This window comes from Mixta sp. Marseille-Q2659 (assembly GCF_940807255.1).
Taxonomy (GTDB): Bacteria; Pseudomonadota; Gammaproteobacteria; order Enterobacterales; family Enterobacteriaceae; genus Mixta.
In genome coordinates, this window is the sequence record NZ_CALNWY010000012.1 from 1 (window position 1) to 18,924 (window position 18,924).

The following is an 18,924-nucleotide window of genomic DNA, read 5'->3' on the forward strand; positions in this document are numbered from 1 at the left end:
GCCGGTGTGGATGAAGGGATGAACGGCCTGTCTACGCGTTTTGCGTTTAAGATCCTCTCCCGCGTCTTTAACTTCGATCACACTGAAGTGGCGGCAAACCCGGTGCATCTGTTCTATGTGCTGGAACAGCAAATCGAGCGCGAACAGTTCCCGCAGGAGCTGGCGGAAAAATATCTGGAGTTCCTCAAAGGCTATCTGATCCCTAAATATGCCGAGTTTATTGGTAAAGAGATTCAGACCGCCTATCTGGAATCCTACTCCGAATATGGTCAGAACATTTTCGACCGCTATGTGACCTACGCCGACTTCTGGATTCAGGATCAGGAGTATCGCGATCCCGATACCGGACAGCTGTTCGATCGCGAAGCGCTGAATGCGGAACTGGAGAAAATTGAAAAGCCGGCTGGCATCAGCAATCCCAAAGATTTCCGCAACGAAATCGTCAACTTTGTGCTGCGTGCCCGTGCGCAGAATAATGGACGCAATCCTAACTGGACCAGCTATGAGAAGCTGCGCACGGTCATTGAGAAGAAAATGTTCTCCAATACCGAAGAGCTGCTGCCGGTTATCTCCTTTAATGCGAAAACATCCACCGATGAGCAGAAGAAACACGATGATTTTGTCGATCGTATGATGGAAAAAGGCTATACCCGCAAGCAGGTGCGCCTGCTGTGCGAATGGTATTTGCGCGTTCGCAAATCATCCTGAGTTAAGTCATGTAAGCACATAAACGCGTAACGGAAGCGATAGTACAGAGGTCGGACAGCAGTCCGACCTTGCTTGCAACGTTGTTTGGGGGAGCTATGGCCTATTTCATCGATCGGCGACTGAACGGCAAAAACAAAAGCGCGGTTAATCGTCAGCGCTTTTTGCGCCGTTATAAGTCGCAAATTAAACAGTCGATCTCCGAGGCCATCAATAAACGTTCGGTAACCGACGTTGAGAGTGGTGAGTCCGTTTCTATTCCGGTAGATGACATTCATGAGCCCGTTTTCCATCAGGGGCGCGGCGGCACCCGTCATCGCGTCCATCCGGGCAACGACCATTTTGTGCAGAATGACCGCGTAGAACGTCCTCAGGGCGGCGGAGGCGGTGGCGGCAGCGGTCAGGGCAACGCCAGCCAGGATGGTGAAGGTCAGGATGAGTTCGTTTTCCAGATTTCTAAAGATGAATATCTCGATCTGCTGTTTGAAGATCTGGCGCTGCCGCATTTGCGTAAAACGCAGCAGCGGCAGATGAATGAATATAAAACGCATCGCGCTGGCTTTACCTCTAACGGCGTACCGGCCAATATCAGCGTTGTGCGTTCCCTGCAAAACTCACTGGCGCGGCGCACCGCAATGACAGCTGGCAAACGTCGTATGCTGCATGAGCTGGAGGAGACGCTCCAGACGGTTGAAAAAGCGGAGCCGGTACAGCTTCTCGAAGAGGAACGCCTGCGCAAAGAGATCGCTGAGCTGCGCGCACGCATTGAGCGTGTTCCCTTTATCGATACTTTCGATCTGCGCTATAAAAACTTTGAGAAACGACCGGAGCCTTCCAGCCAGGCGGTAATGTTCTGCCTGATGGACGTGTCAGGCTCGATGGATCAGGCCACCAAAGATATGGCAAAACGCTTCTATATTCTGCTCTATCTGTTCCTGAGCCGAACTTATAAAAATGTGGAAGTGGTTTATATTCGCCATCATACCCAGGCAAAAGAAGTGGACGAGCAGGAATTCTTCTACTCACAGGAAACCGGCGGCACCATTGTTTCCAGTGCCCTGAAGCTGATGGATGAGGTAGTGAAAGATCGTTACGATCCGGCGCAGTGGAATATCTATGCCGCGCAGGCATCCGATGGCGATAACTGGGCGGACGACTCACCGTTGTGCCATGAAATCCTCGCCAAAAATATTCTGCCGGTGGTGCGCTACTACAGCTATATCGAGATTACCCGCCGCGCTCACCAAACGCTGTGGCGTGAATATGAGCATCTCCAGGCGACGTTTGATAATTTTGCTATTCAGCATATCCGCGAGCCGGAAGACATTTATCCGGTCTTCCGCGAGCTGTTTCATAAGCAGGCCGCGGAAAATAGCTAGTCAGTACACCATACCTGACCTTCTGTAGGCCAAATGGCTATGCGGATGCCAGATATGGCCAGGCCAGCAGGTTATCTGGCCTGACAAAGCACAACAAAAAAGCCGGTGATTAGCCGGCTTTTTACTTTGCATCGCATCCATCCATTTTTTTCTTCCTGTTGCCCTGTCAGGCTGCGGCGCCTTTCGGCTGCGATGCGATATGTCCGGCCCAGAGGCTGGCCACCCATTTTACGCCTTTGGCCGTGAAGCGCGCCTGTGAAAAAGCGTGCTGGTTTTCACCCACGCCTGAACGCAGCGTAAAGCGTCCAGCGTTAATGTGCTGCTGGTGCGGCGTTAATGTCCCGTTCAGGCGGTACATGATGTTGCGCTCCAGCAAAAACTGGCGGAAATCGGGCTCTTTAACCTTCAGCATTTTACAAACCTGACGGAAGCCTAACGACTCCTCTTCTACCGTGACATAGCGATCGAAGAATTCAGCCTTGGGGGCGAAAAGCGCCAGCTGCTGTTCCGCTTTTTGACGCTGCTCGAACTGCTCAGCCCATGCGCGTGCCGCCTCTGCGGGATTGGTGAAATCAGGCAAATGCGCCATCTTTTCCCTTTCCTGCCAGCGATCGAGCGCTTCCGCCGTAAACGCCGGAGAAAGACGCGCTACGGCCAACACCGAGTCGCGTTTATTAAGCCGATATTCCTGGCGTACCGTATCGTCAGTTTCATAATCCCATACGGTTAACGGCTGCGATAAACGTTGGGCCGTTTCCAGACTTTTGATCAGACGTTTCACTTCACCGTGAGTATTACCGGTCATCTCGGCGATTTCGCGGCTACTCATGGTAACGGATTGATGAAGAGCGTTCAGGCTCTCAGTTGAAATCATCATAGCTTCACCATTCACTTGCCAACAGCAACAGCCCCGTGAGGGAGTACAAATAGTATACGGATTACTGGTTTAATATCCAGTGTTTTTTTTAATCAATTTAACTTTGCGAGACAGCGTGGAAAAAACAAAAATCCTCGCCGTCATGCTGTGACAAGCTATTGATAAAGCATTATCTTTTGAAAACGGCTATAGTATGACCACGCCTGAGGGCGACTTTTGTCACTTGTTTTGCGGGGGAGAAACAGCCTTGAATGCCAGCACGATTTACAGTCTTTTCATTATTGGTTCCGTGCTGGTTGCATCAAGCATCCTTCTCAGCGCCTTTTCATCACGTTTAGGGATTCCTATTCTGGTGATCTTCCTGGCGCTGGGGATGCTGACCGGCGTGGATGGAATCGGTGGTATCGCCTTTGATAACTATCCGCTGGCCTATATGGTCTCCAACCTTGCGCTGGCAGTAATTCTACTGGATGGCGGCATGCGAACGCGCGCCACCTCGCTGCGCGTAGCGCTTGGCCCTGCGCTGTCGCTGGCGACGGTCGGCGTGATGATCACCGCCGGGCTGACAGGCCTGGCTGCCGCCTGGCTGTTCCGGCTCGATATGATGCAGGGTTTTCTTATTGGGGCGATTATCGGCTCAACCGATGCCGCCGCTGTCTTTTCACTATTGGGCGATAAAGGCCTTAACGAACGCGTTAGCTCTACGCTGGAAATTGAATCCGGCAGCAACGATCCGATGGCCGTGTTTTTGACCATTACGCTTATCGAGATGATCCAGCAGGGAGAAACCGGCCTGAGCTGGATGTTTGTCGTCCACCTTGTTCAACAGTTTGGTTTAGGGATTGTGCTGGGGCTGGGCGGCGGCTGGGCGATCCAGCAGCTGATTAACCGTATCTCTCTGGCGAACGGGCTTTATCCACTGCTGGCCGTCAGCGGCGGCATTCTGGTCTTTGCCTTAACGACCGTACTGGAAGGCAGCGGCATTCTGGCGGTTTATCTGTGCGGGTTCCTGCTGGGTAATCGCCCAATCCGTAACCGGCACGGCATTCTGCAAACATTCGACGGCATGGCCTGGCTAAGTCAGATCGGGATGTTCCTGGTGCTGGGCCTGCTGGTGACGCCATCCGATCTTTGGCATATCGCCGTACCGGCGATGATCCTTTCGCTCTGGCTGATTCTGTTCGCGCGCCCGGTTTCGGTCTTTATCGGGCTGTTGCCCTTCCGCAGCTTCACCCTGCGCGAACGCGTGTTTATTAGCTGGGTAGGTTTGCGCGGCGCGGTGCCGATTATTCTGGCGGTATTCCCGATGATGGCCGGACTGGAAAACGCCTCGCTGTTCTTTAATATCGCCTTTTTCGTGGTGCTGGTATCGCTAATGCTCCAGGGCACCTCGCTGGGCTTCGCCGCGCGTAAAGCAAAAGTTATTGTGCCGCCGACCGCCTCGCCTATCAGCCGCGTCGGACTGGATATCCATCCAGAAAACCCCTGGGAACAGTTTGTTTATCAGCTCAGCGCCGATAAGTGGTGCGTGGGCGCAGCGCTGCGCGATCTGCATATGCCGCGTGAAACACGTATCGCCGCGCTGTTTCGCGAAAATGTATTGATGCATCCAACCGGTAATACGCGCCTGCGTGAAGGCGACGTACTGTGCGTTATCGGGCGCGAGCGCGATCTGCCCGCTCTTGGCAAACTGTTCAGCCAGTCACCGCCAGTCGCGCTCGATCAGCGCTTTTTCGGCGACTTTATTCTTGATGCTGATGCGCGACTGCGCGACGTGGCGCAAATTTACGGCCTTGAACTCAATGAAGAGACCAGCGATCAACAATCGCTGGGGCAGCTGATTTTAGGCATGCTGGGCGGCGCGCCGGTAGTGGGCGACCAGGTTGAATGGAATCACTTAATTTGGACCGTCGCGGAGAAAGAGGATAATCAGATCGTCAAAATCGGCGTGCGGGTGCCGGAAGAGAAGGAATAATCCTGGCCGGACCGCCTCGAAATTCTCACCAGAGCGACTAAGCTTAAAGTTCACGTCTTTCCTGGAGGGAAATAACCCATGGGTCATGTAGTCAAAATTGGTCGCTACGAGATTATTGATGCAGATCTGAATGCCGAACCGGGCGATACCATCAGCATTCCCTGTCAAACCAATCCCGGGCTCAGCTACCAGCTTGACGGCTGGGACGAGGAAACCAGCGTTCCCGCGTGGATTGACGGCCAGCCGGTCGATCTGGCGATCGGTCATTATGATAAACAGCAGGATCGTTGGTTTTTGAAAAAGCCAGCCTGATAGTCCAGCGAGCAGCTGCCCGGCTGCTCCTGATTTTGTGACTTTTCCCTTTTCTTTTGCATCACATCTCTCTACGCTGTGCAGCTCAAAAATAGCGGACGTAAAATTTTCTGATGCAAAAATTTACTTTTTTGTTGCTTAGCCTGGTGCTGCTGGCGCCTTTGGGCATTGATCTCTATTTACCTACGTTGCCTGATATCGCAACAGGCCTGGCGACTCCGGTCGCGACTGTACAAACCACCATCCCTCTTTTTCTGCTGGTAATGGGCCTCGGACAGATTATTGCCGGGCCGCTGGTGGATAATTTTGGTCGTAAACCCATCGCGATGATCGGTCTGTTGCTTTATATCTGTGGCAGCGCCCTTGCCGCCTGCGCGCTGAACTGGCCCATGTTTTTACTGGCACGTCTGATTCAGGGCTGCGCCGTCTGCTGTACCGCCGTGGTTGCGTTCAGCGGCGTGCGCGATCGGCTGGCGGGCGATGAAGCGGCGCGCGCCTACGGCTTCCTTAACGGCGCGTTGAATATTGTTCCGGCGCTGGCGCCGATGCTGGGCGGCTTTCTGGCGGAAGCATTTGGCTGGCGTGCGCCCTTCTGGTTCCTGGTTTGTTATGCGCTGTTTATCAGCGTGCTGATTGGTCTGCTGCTGCCGGAAACGCGACCGGCCGATACGCAGAAGGTAAAAGGATTGCCGCTGCGCCAGTATGGCGCGATTCTGCGCGAGCCGCGTTTTCTGGCGTTCGCCTTTGCCAATGCGGGCGCACTGGGAATGGTATTAACCTATGTTTCGCTGGCGCCGCATGTGCTGATGACTGAGGGCGGCCTGACCGCGTTACAGTTCTCCATCGCCTTCGGTGCCAATGGTTTCTGGATTATGTTGGTAAGCGTGCTGGTCAATAAAATGATCCGCAAGGCGGGCCGTCCGCTTTGCCTGGCGCTGGGTACGCTGGCGATGCTGCTCGGCGGCGCGCTGCTGTTTGCCGGAGAACAGCTCTTTCCGGCCACGCTACAAACGCACTGGGCGCTTTATATGTTACCGGTCGCCGTTTCCGTTGCCGGACTGGCTTTTACCGTCGGGCCTGCCACCAGCTATGCGCTGGAGCCTTATCAGCAACAGGCTGGCGTCGCCTCCGCGCTGGCTGGCTTTATTCAGATGGCTGGCGGATCCTCAGCCGGACTGTTAATGATGGCGTTACCGCTGAAAGAAAAAGATGCGCTGGCGCTGATGATGCTGGCAGGCGCAGCGCTCACGTTTCTGGCGTGGCGCTGCAGTAAGAAGATGCGCGGCTCGTTGACCGCGCTGTAAGCTATATCACCTCAACCGGTACCCGCGGCGCAACGGCGCACATTAGCTCATAGCCAACGGTACCGGCACTGCTGGCCACCTCGTCGATTTTCACTCGATCGCCCCAGAGTTCCGCTTTAGAGCCGATGCCCGCCTGCGGGCAGGGCGTCAGATCCACCACCAGCATATCCATAGAGACCGCCCCGATCGTCTGCGTTCGCACACCGTCAATCACCACTGGCGTGCCGCCAGGCGCGTGGCGCGGATAGCCATCCGCATAGCCACAGGCAACGATGCCGATGCGCTGCTCGGTCTGCGCGTGATAGCGGTAGCCGTAGCCTACGCCCGCGCCGGGCTTGAGCTGCTGAACAGCGATAACCTCACTGGTTAAAGACATCGCCGGCTGCAGTCCGGTTCCGGCAATATCCTGCCATTGTCCGCTTGGCGAAGCGCCATAAAGAACAATCCCCGGACGCACCCAGTCGAAGTGGGCTTCAGGATGCCAGAGCGTGGCCGCCGAGTTAGCCAGCGAACGCGGCGCGTTTAACCCTTCCGCCGCCCGCTCCACCTGCTTCATCGGTTCAATAATGCCATCTTCTTTTTCCGCCTCGGCAAAATGGGTCATTAGCGTCATTTCGCCCACGTTCTCCAGCGCGCGCAGCTTTTGCCAGACGTTATGCAGCTGCTCCGGCATAAAGCCCAGCCGGTTCATGCCGCTGTTCAGTTTGACATAGATATCCAGCGGCGCGCTCAGTTGCGCCTGGGCAAGCGCTTTGATTTGCCAGTTGCTGTGAACGCTGGTGGTTAGCCGATAGCGATCCAGCAGTTCAAGCTCATCGCTATGGAAAAAGCCTTCCAGCAGCAGGATCGGTTTTTTCCAGCCGCGCTCGCGCAGCTGGATAGCCTCTTCAAGATTCAGCAGCGCAAAGCCGTCGGTATCGCTCAGATGCTGCAAGATACGATCGATGCCATGACCATAGCCATTCGCTTTTACCACTGACCAGACACGGGAATTTGGCGCGGCGCGGCGCACAATCGTCAGGTTTTGTCGCAACGCAGCGCTATGAATGGTTGCGACAATCGGACGTGACATAACCTCTCCTTGTAACTCGTTAATGTGCAACGTTTGCGTTATGCAGTTGCGGGTGCGTTACCGGTGAATAACCAGGCAGATAACGCAGTACAGAAAGATCATCTGCAGCAATCGCCGGTTTTTTACCGGAGATAATATCAGAAAGCAGCTGGCCTGAACCGCATGCCATAGTCCAACCGAGCGTCCCGTGACCGGTATTAAGGTAAAGATTTTTTAACGGCGTGGCACCAACAATTGGCGTACCGTCTGGTGTCATCGGGCGCAGCCCGGTCCAGAAGCTGGCCTGCTCAATATAACCGCCTTCGGGATAGAGATCGCGCACCACCATTTCCAGCGTTTCCCGTCGGGCTGGCAGGAGACGCGTGTTAAAGCCGACAATCTCCGCCATCCCACCGACGCGAATACGCTGATCAAAGCGGGTAATGGCCACTTTATAGGTTTCATCCAGCACGGTAGAAACCGGCGCGCCTGCTTCATTGCGAATTGGAATAGTCAGCGAATAGCCTTTCAGCGGATAGACGGGAATGGAGACGATATCCGCCAGCAGCGCGGTGGAATAAGAGCCGAACGCAACCACATAGCTATCTGCCGTAATCACTTCATCGCCGCACTTCACGCCGACAATACGGTTACCCTCACGCAGCAGGCGATCCACCGGCGTATTAAAGCGAAAGACGACGCCCGCTTCCGCCGCCATGCGGGCAAGCTGCTGGGTAAACAGCTGACAGTCGCCGGTTTCGTCATTGGGCAGGCGCAGCCCGCCGGTTAACTTATGATGCGTCGCGGAAAGCGCTGGCTCAACGCTGGCCAGCTGATGCGCCTCCAGCAGTTGATAAGGCACGCCCGCTTCTTTCAGTACCGCAATATCCTTGCTGGCGCTCTCATACTGTTGCGCGGTACGAAACAGCTGTAACGTGCCGCCCTGCCGCCCCTCATAGCCGATTCCGGTTTGTTCACGCAGCGTTTTAATGCAGTCGCGGCTGTATTCGGCAATGCGCACCATACGGCCTTTATTTTGCTGATAGTGACGCATATCGCAGTTACGCAGCATCTGCCACATCCATTCCAGCTGGAAACGGCTGCCGTCAAGACGGATAGCCAGCGGCGCATGGCGTTGGAACATCCATTTAATCGCCTTTAACGGCACGCCTGGCGCAGCCCAGGGCGCCGCGTAGCCTGGTGAAATTTGTCCGGCGTTGCCTGCGCTGGTTTCCTGTGCAGGGCCAGGTTGTCGATCGATGACCGTAACTTCATGTCCCGCCTGTGCCAGATACCAGGCGCTGGCGACGCCGACTACTCCACTACCCAGAATGACAACGCGCATAACTCCCCCAGGGAAAAACAGTAAAGAACAATATACTGAACATCAGCCAACACCACGGATGATAATTTTGATGCATCCGAACCAACATAGCGGTGACATATTTCACATATTTTTTACCCTGGCGGTAATTAAAAACAAGATGCTGGCAATACTTCGGTGGAAAATAGGGCATTTTGCACAATAACAGCAGCAAGTCAGGTTACAACCACCTGAATCCGCCCAAAGCCGCAGTTTTAATCTTCTTCATAGGAAGAAGGTATAAACAGGATTTAATGCTAATAAACTACCAAATCTGCAGATTATTTATTATTTAAAATTTCCTTTTTTATTACGGCTTTATTTTGTATTGCAGATTGAGGTTGCATTCCGGTTTCAGATGGAAAACAGTGAACTATCATTAACAGTGTTCGCTCAGTTTTTTGGGCTGTCTTATTCAGGATGAGCCTTAAACAACAGGAACCCATACGGCAATGTACTGCCCAATCGGGTTCACCAACGAGGGGTGCGCTATGGCGACAATATTTGACGATCCGATTAAGGACAGCAAACGACTCAGTGACGGACCCGACTGGACTTTTGAATTACTGGATACCTACCTGGCGGAGATTGATCGCGTAGCGAAACAATACCGTCTGGATACCTACCCGCATCAGATAGAAGTGATCACCTCTGAGCAAATGATGGACGCTTATTCCAGCGTCGGTATGCCGATCAACTATGCGCACTGGTCTTTCGGTAAGAAATTTATTGAAACCGAGCAGCGTTATAAACATGGTCAGCAAGGTCTGGCGTACGAGATTGTTATTAACTCGAATCCCTGTATCGCCTATCTGATGGAGGAGAACACTATTACCATGCAGGCGCTGGTTATCGCCCATGCCTGTTATGGACATAACTCCTTCTTTAAAAATAACTATCTGTTCCGTAGCTGGACCGATGCCAGCTCCATCATCGACTACCTGCTGTTTGCGAAAAACTATATTGCGGAATGTGAAGAGCGCTACGGCGTTGAAGAGGTCGAGCGTTTGCTGGACTCTTGCCACGCGCTGATGAATTACGGCGTCGATCGCTATAAGCGTCCGCAAAAGATTTCGCTGCAGGAAGAGAAAGCGCGACAGAAGAGCCGTGAAGAATATCTGCAGAGCCAGGTTAATACGCTGTGGCGCACCCTGCCGCGCCGGGAAAAAGAGGAAGTGCATGCGGAAAAAGTGCGCTTCCCTTCTGAGCCGCAGGAGAATCTGCTCTATTTTATGGAGAAAAATGCACCGTTGCTGGAGCCGTGGCAGCGTGAAATCTTGCGTATCGTGCGCAAGGTGAGCCAGTATTTTTATCCGCAAAAACAGACGCAGGTGATGAACGAAGGTTGGGCGACTTTCTGGCATTACACCATTCTTAACCATCTGTACGATGAAGGGAAAGTCACCGAACGCTTTATGCTGGAATTTCTGCACAGCCATACCAACGTGGTGTTCCAGCCCGCCTATAACAGCCCCTGGTATAACGGAATTAATCCTTACGCGCTGGGCTTTGCTATGTTCCAGGATATTAAGCGTATCTGTCAGTCGCCGACCGAAGAGGATCGCTACTGGTTCCCGGATATGGCCGGTTCAGACTGGCTGGAAACGCTGCATTTCGCGATGCGTGAATTTAAGGATGAGAGCTTTATCAGCCAGTTCCTGTCGCCGAAAGTGATGCGCGATTTCCGTCTGTTTACCGTGCTGGATGACGATCGCAATAACTATCTGGAGATTGCCGCGATTCATGATGAGGCGGGTTATCGCGCTATCCGGCAGCAGCTTTCCGCTCAATATAATCTGAGCAATCTGGAGCCGAATATTCAGGTATACAATGTTGATCTGCGCGGCGATCGTTCTCTAACGCTGCGCTATGTGCCGCATCAACGTTCGCCGCTGGATAAAAGCCGACGCGAAGTGTTAAAGCATGTGCATCGGCTGTGGGGCTTTGAAGTTCATCTGGAGCAGCAGAATGAAGACGGTAGCGTGGAAATTCTCGACCGCTGTCCGCCCCGCACCAATTCGCTGTAACGAAAAACCTCCGCTACAGACGGCGGTTTAGCAGCCACAAATATCACCACCTCTACAGGAGGTGGTTTAAGCCCGACAATAAAATAAGGCCGGACAATTATCCGGCCTTATTTATGTGCGGCGGATAATTAACGCTGATGCAATTCATCCGGCATGGTTTTCTGCATGGCATGCCAGATTTCACCGCTGCGGCGGCCATAATCGCGCACTGCCATCACAATGTTTTCCGGCTCGGTACCATCGCAAAATGCGAGCAGCTGCTGATAAAAACGCAGCGCCAGAGCGCGAGCTTCCGGGTTGGAGAAATAGTGGCGTCCAACACGCGTGTAGAGCCCTTTCAGTCCGTTAAGAATCAGGCCGTAAATCGGATTGCCAGAGGCAAAAGCCAGCCCGCGAAAAATACGGTAATCCAGTTCGGTATACGCATCCGCCTGATCTTCGACATTATTCGCAAGGGCCAACACTTCACGCGCCTGCTCAGGAAAATGACGGATGGCGCGGCGGATAAATATTGAGGAGACGTTGGTACGCACGGAAAGAACGTTGTCCATCATCTGCGGTACGCTGTCATGATCGAGGCGAGCAAGCGTTTCAAGAATATTCAGGCCGGACGTTTCCCAGAAATCATTAACTCGCGTCGGCTTGCCGTGCTGAATCGTCAACCAGCCGTCGCGCGCCAGGCGTTGCAACACTTCACGCAGCGTGGTGCGCGTCACGCCAATTAGCTCGGAAAGCTCGCGTTCAGCGGGCAGGATTGAACCGGGAGGAAAACGACTGTTCCAGATACTTTCAATGATATACTCTTCGGCGAACCCGGCCGGGCTCTGCGCCTTTATAACCATAGCGTTATATTCTCGTTGCTTTATCATTAGGCAATATACGGCTCATCATACCAGAGGCCCCAGGCATCACCTAGCTTCGCTTCGTTTAAAACGCCCGCCTGGCGTGAAAAATGCTGCGCGATTAACAGCTTTCCCCCGAATGTCGATTGCCTCTGGTGCTGGCGACGTTTACCCTTTGCGTCTGACTATTTTGAGTCCTGTATGAGGATACGATTGCACATGGATATTTCCACCGGGCGCGCCTTTACGCGCAATTTTCTCGGACAGTCTCCCACCTGGTATAAGCTGACGCTGCTGGGCTTTTTAATTATAAATCCCCTGCTGTTTTTCTTCGTCAGCCCTTTTCTTGCCGGATGGCTGCTGGTGGCGGAGTTTATTTTTACGCTCGGCATGGCGCTAAAGTGTTATCCCTTAATGCCCGGCGGCCTGCTGGCGCTGGAAGCGATCGCTATCGGCATGGCCAGCGCCGAGCAGGTTAAGGAAGAGCTGGCGAACAACCTTGAAGTGCTGCTGCTGCTGATTTTCATGGTGGCAGGCATCCATTTTATGCGTCAGCTTCTGCTGTTCGTTTTTACCCGCCTGCTGCTCACCATTCGCTCCAAGGTGATACTGGGCCTGGCATTTTGCGTAGCCGCCGCCTTTCTTTCCGCTTTTCTGGATGCGCTGACGGTCGTGGCGGTCGTGCTGAGCGTTGCCGCCGGGTTTTATGATATTTATCATCGCGTACTGTCTGAAGGCGAAGAACACGCCGGAGATGAGATTTTTTCCGATGAAGATCATCGCCAGACGCTGGAAAAATTCCGCTCTTTCTTGCGCAGCCTGATGATGCAAGCTGGCGTGGGTACCGCGCTGGGCGGCGTAATGACGATGGTGGGCGAGCCGCAAAACCTGATTATCGCCAAGGCCGCCGGCTGGGATTTTGCCGGCTTTTTCCTGCGTATGGCGCCGGTTACCGTGCCGGTACTGCTCTGCGGCCTGTTTACCTGCGTGCTGCTGGAACGCTTCCGTCTGTTTGGCTATGGCGAACCGTTGCCGGAAAAAGTACGTCAGATTTTGATGGATTACGATCGCGATTCCCGCCAGAAACGTACACGTCAGGATCAGCTTAACCTCTGGATCCAGGGCCTTATCGCCGTCTGGTTGATTGCCGCCCTGGCGCTGCACCTCGCTGAAGTTGGCCTGATTGGTTTGTCGGTGATTATTCTCGCTACCTCGTTCTGCGGTATTACCGATGAACATGTTATCGGGCGCGCTTTTTCCGAAGCGTTGCCTTTTACCGCGCTACTGACGGTCTTTTTCGCCATTGTCGCGGTTATCGTGCAGCAGGACCTTTTCAGTCCGCTGATTCATTTTGTTTTGCAGGCGGAAGCCAGCATGCAGCTGACCTGGTTCTATGTCTTTAACGGGCTGCTCTCCTCCATTTCCGATAACGTTTTTGTCGGCACGGTTTACATTAACGAAGCGAAACATGCCTTTACCAGCGGTACGATTAGTCAGCAGCAGTTTGAACTACTGGCAGTAGCGACCAATACCGGCACCAACCTGCCTTCCGTTGCCACGCCTAACGGCCAGGCGGCATTTCTGTTTATGCTGACCTCCGCACTGGCGCCGTTAATCCGCCTCTCTTACGGTCGTATGGTCTGGATGGCGCTGCCCTATACGCTTGTGCTGTCGCTGGTGGGGCTGTTCTGCATTATGTTTACGCTTGAGCCGATGACGCAGTGGTTTATGCAGCACGGCTGGCTCACCCTGCCGTCTCTGTAACTTACTGAGGATAAGCTGCGCTTAAGTCATGTTTACGTCTGTTTTTTCGCTGCCTGGGCTGGCAGCGAAAACTTTTTGCTTTACACTGCCGATTCAACGCTAATGACATGGATAGATTTATGTTGCGATACCTGAACCAATGCTCAAGAGGACGCGGCGCCTGGTTGCTGATGGCGTTAACCGCATTTGCTCTTGAAATGGTCGCGCTATGGTTTCAGCACGTGATGCTGCTGAAGCCCTGCGTAATGTGTATTTATGAGCGCTGTGCGCTGTTTGGCGTTATGGGAGCAGGTCTGGTGGGCGCCATCGCGCCGAAGACGCCGCTGCGCTATGTTGCGCTGCTGATCTGGCTGTACAGCGCCTGGGAAGGATTACGTCTTTCTTATGAACATACGATGATTCAGCTGCACCCGAATCCTTTCGTGACCTGTGACTTCGCCGCCCGTTTTCCGGGCTGGCTGCCGCTGGACAAATGGCTGCCAGCGGTCTTTGTGGCGAGCGGCGACTGCGCGGAGCGCGTCTGGTCTTTTCTGACGCTGGGCATGCCGCAGTGGCTGATGGTGATTTTTGGCGCCTATTTGCTGGTCGCCGTGCTGGTGCTGATCGCCCAGCCTTTTAAACCTAAACGCCGCGATCTCTTTACCCGCTAAGGCTTAACCGGCCGGATTACGCTTTCCACTCTGGCCGGTTAATAATGTGATCTTCCCAGTCTCTGACCTCACTCTCCCGCACCGCGATATGACGAACGGAAATCCGCGCGGCGTGCATGGCTGCTTTTGAGCCGCTGCGCAACGGATGCCAGACCGGCAGAGGTTTTCCTTCCGCCAGCAGCCGGTAGGCGCAGCTGGGCGGCAGCCAGGAAAAGGTAGGCAGATTCTCACGCGTTAACTTAATGCAGTCTTCTTCATACTCGAAGCGACGCTCATAGTTACGACACTGGCAGGTTTTAATGTTCAGCTGGTTGCAGGCGACGTTAGTGAAATAGATTTCATCCGTATCGGCATCCTGCAACTTATTAAGGCAGCACTGTCCGCAACCATCGCACAAGGATTCCCATTCCTCATCGGTCATTTGTTCCAGGCTCTTGTCCTGCCAGAAAGGGGTATCAGTCATTGTGATGTCCGGTTAAGCAAAAGCGCACCTTATAAACAGTTCAGCCGTCAGATGCAAGCATCACAGCACGCGCGTGCTGATGCCGTGACCCGCCAGCGAGACTTCCAGCTTATCGCCAGCGTGCAGCGGACCGACGCCTTCCGGCGTACCGGTCAGAATCACATCGCCCGCACGCAGGGTAAAATATTTGCTCATATAAGCAATTAAAGGCAGGACCGGCGTGATCATATCGGCGGTGCTGCCCTGCTGACGCACTTCGCCGTTAACGGTCAGCTTCAGTTCGCACTGTTGCGGATCGCCTTCAAACTGATTTGCAGGAATAAAGCCGGAGAGCGGACAAGAATTATCAAATCCTTTCGCCTTTTCCCACGGCTGTCCCGCTTTTTTCAGACCGGCCTGAATATCGCGCAGCGTTAAATCCAGGGCAACACCGTAGCCGGCAATCGCCTGCGCGACGTGCGCTTCACTTGCCTGCTTTAACGTTGCGCTAATCAGGATCGCCATCTCCACTTCGTGATGCACCGCACCCATATCGCGAGGAATAGAAAGCGGCTGACGCAGATCGCAGAGCGCGGTTTCCGGCTTGATAAAGATCACCGGCTCCTGCGGCGTGGCGCTGCCCATCTCTTTGATATGCTTAGCGTAGTTACTGCCGACACAAACTACTTTGCTCGCTGGAAAATCTAACAGCGCGCCCTGCCAGTTACGATGTTGGTACATGCTTTTCCCCTTGCTGAGATTAACAGCGTCGCACCGACGCCAGGATCTTACTGTGCCACAGCATCCGCCATCTTGCCGATACTGATGGCAAAATAATAAGAACGGTTCCAGCGCATGATGGTGCGGAAGTTGTCATACACCAGGAAGGCGCGTCCGCCGATATCATCCGGCAAAATAATCCAGCCACGCTGATGGGTATCAGGCAAGGCGACGCCGTTGGTCAGCCGGACGCCCAGCTTTTCCCATTCGCCCACCGTTTTCGCCTGCTGCGTTTTCAGACCGGCCAGCTGCGCGTCAAAATCTACCGGCAACACCACTTCGCGTCCCCAGCCTTCGTCAGCATGCCAGCCCTCTTTCGCCAGATAGTTGGCCGTCGAGGCGAACACGTCACGCTGATTACGCCAGATGTCTATTTTGCCGTCGCCGTCGCCGTCGGCGCCATAGTTAAGGTAAGAGCTGGGCATAAACTGGTTTTGCCCCATTGCGCCCGCCCAGGAGCCTTTCATCTCCGGCGCGCTGATATGCCCCTGCTGGATCATCTTCAGCGCGGCAATCAGTTCGTTAGTAAAGAAGGTTTCACGCCGACCTTCGAACGCCAGCGTGGAGAGCGCCGAAATGATATCCTCGCGCCCCTGAATCTGACCGAAGTTGCTTTCCATTCCCCACAGCGCAACGATATATTGCGCCGGTACGCCATACTGCTGGCTTACCGTTGCCAGATCACGTTGATATTGCTGATAGCGGCTACGCCCCAGCTCAATCTTTTTCGGCGTCAGCACGCGTTCCAGATAATCATCGAGCGTGATTTTCTGCTCCGGCTGATTCCGATCCGATTTAATCACCCGATCGACAAAATGCACGTTAGCGAACGCGCTGTTCAGCGTCTGTTCGCTGATACCCTGCGTTCGCGCCCGCGCTTTTAGCTGCTCCACGTAAGCAGGAAACTCTGCCGGATCGCGCCCCTGCTGCGCCAGCGTCGTTTTACCGGATGGCGGCGTTAAAAAGCCGCCGCTTTGCGTTTTGGTCGCCGGAACGGTAGCCGCGCCGTTTTCAGGTGCAGAAGAGACGCTATTTTTACTGGCGCATCCAGTCAACATTATTGAGAGTAACGTCGCGCTCAGGACATTTAGCTTCATATCCGTTCCTTATTAATCAATTGGGATCTGCAGGAAATAAATTGCGGATTTATTCATCGGTCGATTATTTACAGATGAATCTGAATTAAACCGGATCGCTTTTTCCTAAATGTATTTTTAGTAGATTTTCCACCGGCGGAGGAAGCTGTAAATAATAACCCTGCTCTTGCAGCGCCAGCTTTACTTTTTCAATATCTGCGTTAGCCAGTTTCTTAGTACGGTCAAGGGTTAACACCATCGCCAGCTGCGGTTTTCCGAAACCGCGCAGCAGCTCTTCAGGCACGCGGGAAAAATCGTCTTTTTTTTCAACATAGAGATAAGTTTGGTCGCGTTGAGGACTTCTGTAGATCACACAAAACATATTTTTTACTCGAATTAAGCGGGGTGGTGGCTTGCCTGAATATAGCAGTAACTATAACATGCTTGCAGTAGTTAGGAATAATGTCCCGCCTTGATTACGCGCTGGCTAAATCAGGCATAATTTAGTCGGGTTTAGACATAACAGGACTGAGCCAGGACAGATGTCGCAAACGCCAATCGAGTTTAAAGGCAGTAGTTTTACTCTGTCTGTTGTTCATTTACACCACACGCATCCCGATGTGGTTCGTCAGGCGCTTCAGGACAAAATTGACCAGGCGCCTGCCTTTCTTAAAAATGCGCCCGTGGTTCTGAATGTAGCCTCTCTGGACGGTGACGTTAACTGGAAACAGATGCAGCAGGCTATTGCCTCTACAGGGTTACGCATTGTCGGCGTCAGCGGCTGTAAAGATGAGGCGCTAAAGCGCATGATCGCGCGCGCCGGGCTGCCGATTTTGTCTGAAGGCAAAGAACAAAAGAAAAGTCCTGAACCGGTCGCCGTCGCAGCGCCGGAAAATGTGGTGACTAAAACGCGCCTGGTGACAACGCCGGTGCGTTCCGGTCAGCAAATTTACGCGCGCAATACCGATTTGATTGTGACCAATAGCGTTAGCGCCGGCGCCGAGCTGGTTGCCGACGGCAATATCCATATTTACGGCATGATGCGCGGACGCGCGCTGGCAGGCGCCAGCGGCGATCGCGACTGCCAGATATTTTGCACCAGCTTATCTGCGGAGCTGGTTTCCATAGCGGGCGAGTACTGGATTATGGATCAGATTCCAGCGGAGTATTTTGCAAAAGCGGCACGCCTTAGCCTGAAAGATGGCGCGCTGACTATACAGACATTGAATTAGGCCCCTTTTTATTTATAAGGAATTCTTATATATGGCACGCATTATTGTAGTTACATCCGGCAAAGGGGGCGTTGGCAAGACCACGTCAAGCGCGGCCATCGCCACCGGTCTGGCACAGAAAGGGAAAAAAACCGTCGTGATCGATTTTGATATTGGTCTGCGTAATCTCGATCTGATTATGGGCTGCGAACGGCGCGTGGTTTATGACTTCGTCAACGTGATTCAGGGCGACGCCACGCTGAACCAGGCACTGATAAAAGACAAACGTACAGAAAACCTCTATATCCTGCCTGCTTCGCAAACCCGCGATAAAGATGCACTGACGCGTGAAGGCGTCGAAAAAGTGCTGAATGAATTAAATACCATGGGCTTTGATTTCGTGCTGTGTGACTCACCGGCAGGGATCGAGACCGGCGCGCTGATGGCGCTCTATTTCGCTGATGAAGCCATTATTACCACCAACCCGGAAGTCTCATCCGTACGCGACTCCGATCGTATTTTGGGTATTGTGGCTTCAAAATCCCGCCGCGCCGAAAACGGCGAAGAGCCGGTCAAAGAGCATCTGCTGCTGACGCGCTACAACCCAGGCCGCGTTAGCCGCGGCGACATGCTGAGCATGGAAGACGTACTGGAAATTCTGCGTATTCCGCTGGTGGGCGTTATCCCGGAAGATCAGTCGGTGCTGCGCGCGTCTAACCAGGGCGAACCCGTTATTCTGGATACCGAATCCGATGCGGGCAAAGCCTATGCCGATACCGTTGATCGGTTGCTCGGCGAAGAACGCCCCTTCCGCTTCATTGAAGAAGAGAAGAAGGGATTCCTGAAACGCCTGTTCGGGGGATAAACCATGGCCTTACTCGATTTCTTTTTATCCCGTAAAAAGAACACCGCCAATATCGCCAAGGAAAGGCTGCAAATCATCGTAGCAGAACGCAGGAGGGGCGACAGTGAGCCCCACTATCTTCCCCAGCTGAAGCGCGACATTCTGGAAGTGATTTGCAAGTATGTGAAAATCGATCCAGAAATGGTGACGGTGCAGCTGGATCAGCGCGGTGATGACATCTCAATACTGGAACTCAACGTGACGTTGCCGGAGATGGAAGAAGCCGCGAAATGATTCGTCTCCACCATTCCTGACCTTCCCC

Annotated in this window: 18 protein-coding genes and 1 pseudogene; 11 read left to right on the plus strand and 8 right to left on the minus strand. The window is 53.5% G+C overall.

Annotation, left to right across the window (positions count from 1 at the left end; genetic code table 11):
- Positions 1–708: pseudogene (gene yeaG, locus P3C52_RS10445) on the plus strand (protein kinase YeaG); the annotation flags it as partial.
- Between the two features lie 95 nt (positions 709–803).
- Positions 804–2,084, plus strand: a complete 1,281-nt coding sequence (locus P3C52_RS10450) for a YeaH/YhbH family protein (protein WP_275554940.1) — start codon at positions 804–806, stop codon at positions 2,082–2,084.
- A 166-nt stretch (positions 2,085–2,250) separates the two neighbouring features.
- Here P3C52_RS10450 and P3C52_RS10455 read toward each other — a convergent pair whose 3' ends face one another.
- Entirely contained in the window at positions 2,251–2,961 is a 711-nt protein-coding gene (locus P3C52_RS10455) for a phage antirepressor KilAC domain-containing protein (RefSeq protein WP_275554941.1), read from the minus strand.
- Positions 2,962–3,208: 247 nt separating this feature from the next.
- On the opposite strand from P3C52_RS10455, the gene P3C52_RS10460 reads away from it, so the two are divergent.
- From P3C52_RS10460 to P3C52_RS10470, 3 genes are all read left to right on the plus strand, one after another.
- On the plus strand, positions 3,209–4,936 hold the full coding sequence (locus tag P3C52_RS10460) for a potassium/proton antiporter (protein ID WP_275554942.1): 1,728 nt from the start codon (positions 3,209–3,211) through the stop codon (positions 4,934–4,936).
- Between the two features lie 78 nt (positions 4,937–5,014).
- Positions 5,015–5,248 carry a DUF1480 family protein gene (locus tag P3C52_RS10465; RefSeq protein ID WP_275554943.1) on the plus strand — a complete coding sequence of 78 codons (234 nt, stop codon included), beginning with the start codon at positions 5,015–5,017 and terminating at the stop codon, positions 5,246–5,248.
- 113 nt (positions 5,249–5,361) lie between these two features.
- Complete coding sequence (locus P3C52_RS10470; RefSeq protein ID WP_275554944.1) at positions 5,362–6,552, plus strand: multidrug effflux MFS transporter; 1,191 nt, start codon at positions 5,362–5,364, stop codon at positions 6,550–6,552.
- Between the two features lies 1 nt (position 6,553).
- Here the strand turns inward: P3C52_RS10470 and dadX are convergent, their stop codons facing one another.
- A complete protein-coding gene (gene dadX, locus P3C52_RS10475) occupies positions 6,554–7,624 on the minus strand; it encodes a catabolic alanine racemase DadX (protein ID WP_275554945.1) in 1,071 nt (356 codons plus the stop codon).
- 19 nt (positions 7,625–7,643) lie between these two features.
- Entirely contained in the window at positions 7,644–8,948 is a 1,305-nt protein-coding gene (locus P3C52_RS10480) for a D-amino acid dehydrogenase (protein ID WP_275554946.1), read from the minus strand.
- 509 nt (positions 8,949–9,457) lie between these two features.
- Between P3C52_RS10480 and P3C52_RS10485 the strand changes: the two genes are divergently transcribed.
- Positions 9,458–10,993, plus strand: coding sequence for a SpoVR family protein (locus P3C52_RS10485; RefSeq protein WP_275554947.1), 1,536 nt, complete (start codon positions 9,458–9,460; stop codon positions 10,991–10,993).
- A gap of 128 nt (positions 10,994–11,121) precedes the next feature.
- Here P3C52_RS10485 and fadR read toward each other — a convergent pair whose 3' ends face one another.
- The gene (gene fadR, locus P3C52_RS10490) at positions 11,122–11,835 is read right to left on the minus strand and encodes a fatty acid metabolism transcriptional regulator FadR (protein ID WP_275554948.1); all 714 of its coding nucleotides are present in this window, start codon (positions 11,833–11,835) and stop codon (positions 11,122–11,124) included.
- Between the two features lie 219 nt (positions 11,836–12,054).
- Here fadR and nhaB point away from each other — a divergent pair, with 219 nt between their 5' ends.
- Both nhaB and dsbB read left to right on the plus strand, forming a co-directional pair.
- On the plus strand, positions 12,055–13,599 hold the full coding sequence (gene nhaB, locus P3C52_RS10495; protein WP_275554949.1) for a sodium/proton antiporter NhaB: 1,545 nt from the start codon (positions 12,055–12,057) through the stop codon (positions 13,597–13,599).
- Between the two features lie 119 nt (positions 13,600–13,718).
- A complete protein-coding gene (gene dsbB, locus P3C52_RS10500; protein ID WP_275554950.1) occupies positions 13,719–14,249 on the plus strand; it encodes a disulfide bond formation protein DsbB in 531 nt (176 codons plus the stop codon).
- Between the two features lie 16 nt (positions 14,250–14,265).
- Here the strand turns inward: dsbB and P3C52_RS10505 are convergent, their stop codons facing one another.
- From P3C52_RS10505 to P3C52_RS10520, 4 genes are all read right to left on the minus strand, one after another.
- Positions 14,266–14,712 carry a YcgN family cysteine cluster protein gene (locus tag P3C52_RS10505; protein WP_275554951.1) on the minus strand — a complete coding sequence of 149 codons (447 nt, stop codon included), beginning with the start codon at positions 14,710–14,712 and terminating at the stop codon, positions 14,266–14,268.
- Positions 14,713–14,772: 60 nt separating this feature from the next.
- On the minus strand, positions 14,773–15,432 hold the full coding sequence (locus P3C52_RS10510) for a fumarylacetoacetate hydrolase family protein (RefSeq protein WP_275554952.1): 660 nt from the start codon (positions 15,430–15,432) through the stop codon (positions 14,773–14,775).
- Positions 15,433–15,479: 47 nt separating this feature from the next.
- Positions 15,480–16,568, minus strand: a complete 1,089-nt coding sequence (locus P3C52_RS10515; RefSeq protein WP_275554953.1) for a lytic murein transglycosylase — start codon at positions 16,566–16,568, stop codon at positions 15,480–15,482.
- An 85-nt stretch (positions 16,569–16,653) separates the two neighbouring features.
- Complete coding sequence (locus P3C52_RS10520; RefSeq protein WP_275554954.1) at positions 16,654–16,929, minus strand: YcgL domain-containing protein; 276 nt, start codon at positions 16,927–16,929, stop codon at positions 16,654–16,656.
- Positions 16,930–17,089: 160 nt separating this feature from the next.
- On the opposite strand from P3C52_RS10520, the gene minC reads away from it, so the two are divergent.
- The 3 genes from minC to minE are packed head-to-tail and all read left to right on the plus strand — an operon-like array spanning position 17,090 to position 18,896.
- Positions 17,090–17,779, plus strand: a complete 690-nt coding sequence (minC, locus tag P3C52_RS10525) for a septum site-determining protein MinC (protein WP_275554955.1) — start codon at positions 17,090–17,092, stop codon at positions 17,777–17,779.
- Positions 17,780–17,810: 31 nt separating this feature from the next.
- Entirely contained in the window at positions 17,811–18,623 is an 813-nt protein-coding gene (minD, locus tag P3C52_RS10530; RefSeq protein WP_275554956.1) for a septum site-determining protein MinD, read from the plus strand.
- Positions 18,624–18,626: 3 nt separating this feature from the next.
- Positions 18,627–18,896, plus strand: coding sequence for a cell division topological specificity factor MinE (minE, locus tag P3C52_RS10535; RefSeq protein WP_038625795.1), 270 nt, complete (start codon positions 18,627–18,629; stop codon positions 18,894–18,896).
- Positions 18,897–18,924 lie beyond the last annotated feature (28 nt).

Excerpts from the sequence above, each read along its gene's own strand:
- P3C52_RS10450 (WP_275554940.1), top strand. The coding sequence starts at position 804 with ATGGCCTATTTCATCGATCGGCGACTGAACGGCAAAAACAAAAGCGCG.
- minD (WP_275554956.1), top strand. The coding sequence starts at position 17,811 with ATGGCACGCATTATTGTAGTTACATCCGGCAAAGGGGGCGTTGGCAAG.
- dsbB (WP_275554950.1), top strand. The coding sequence starts at position 13,719 with ATGTTGCGATACCTGAACCAATGCTCAAGAGGACGCGGCGCCTGGTTG.
- P3C52_RS10520 (WP_275554954.1), bottom strand. The coding sequence starts at position 16,929 with ATGTTTTGTGTGATCTACAGAAGTCCTCAACGCGACCAAACTTATCTC.
- fadR (WP_275554948.1), bottom strand. The coding sequence starts at position 11,835 with ATGGTTATAAAGGCGCAGAGCCCGGCCGGGTTCGCCGAAGAGTATATC.
- P3C52_RS10455 (WP_275554941.1), bottom strand. The coding sequence starts at position 2,961 with ATGATGATTTCAACTGAGAGCCTGAACGCTCTTCATCAATCCGTTACC.
- P3C52_RS10505 (WP_275554951.1), bottom strand. The coding sequence starts at position 14,712 with ATGACTGATACCCCTTTCTGGCAGGACAAGAGCCTGGAACAAATGACC.
- nhaB (WP_275554949.1), top strand. The coding sequence starts at position 12,055 with ATGGATATTTCCACCGGGCGCGCCTTTACGCGCAATTTTCTCGGACAG.
- P3C52_RS10515 (WP_275554953.1), bottom strand. The coding sequence starts at position 16,568 with ATGAAGCTAAATGTCCTGAGCGCGACGTTACTCTCAATAATGTTGACT.
- P3C52_RS10470 (WP_275554944.1), top strand. The coding sequence starts at position 5,362 with ATGCAAAAATTTACTTTTTTGTTGCTTAGCCTGGTGCTGCTGGCGCCT.
- P3C52_RS10465 (WP_275554943.1), top strand. The coding sequence starts at position 5,015 with ATGGGTCATGTAGTCAAAATTGGTCGCTACGAGATTATTGATGCAGAT.
- P3C52_RS10510 (WP_275554952.1), bottom strand. The coding sequence starts at position 15,432 with ATGTACCAACATCGTAACTGGCAGGGCGCGCTGTTAGATTTTCCAGCG.
- P3C52_RS10485 (WP_275554947.1), top strand. The coding sequence starts at position 9,458 with ATGGCGACAATATTTGACGATCCGATTAAGGACAGCAAACGACTCAGT.
- minE (WP_038625795.1), top strand. The coding sequence starts at position 18,627 with ATGGCCTTACTCGATTTCTTTTTATCCCGTAAAAAGAACACCGCCAAT.
- dadX (WP_275554945.1), bottom strand. The coding sequence starts at position 7,624 with ATGTCACGTCCGATTGTCGCAACCATTCATAGCGCTGCGTTGCGACAA.
- P3C52_RS10480 (WP_275554946.1), bottom strand. The coding sequence starts at position 8,948 with ATGCGCGTTGTCATTCTGGGTAGTGGAGTAGTCGGCGTCGCCAGCGCC.
- minC (WP_275554955.1), top strand. The coding sequence starts at position 17,090 with ATGTCGCAAACGCCAATCGAGTTTAAAGGCAGTAGTTTTACTCTGTCT.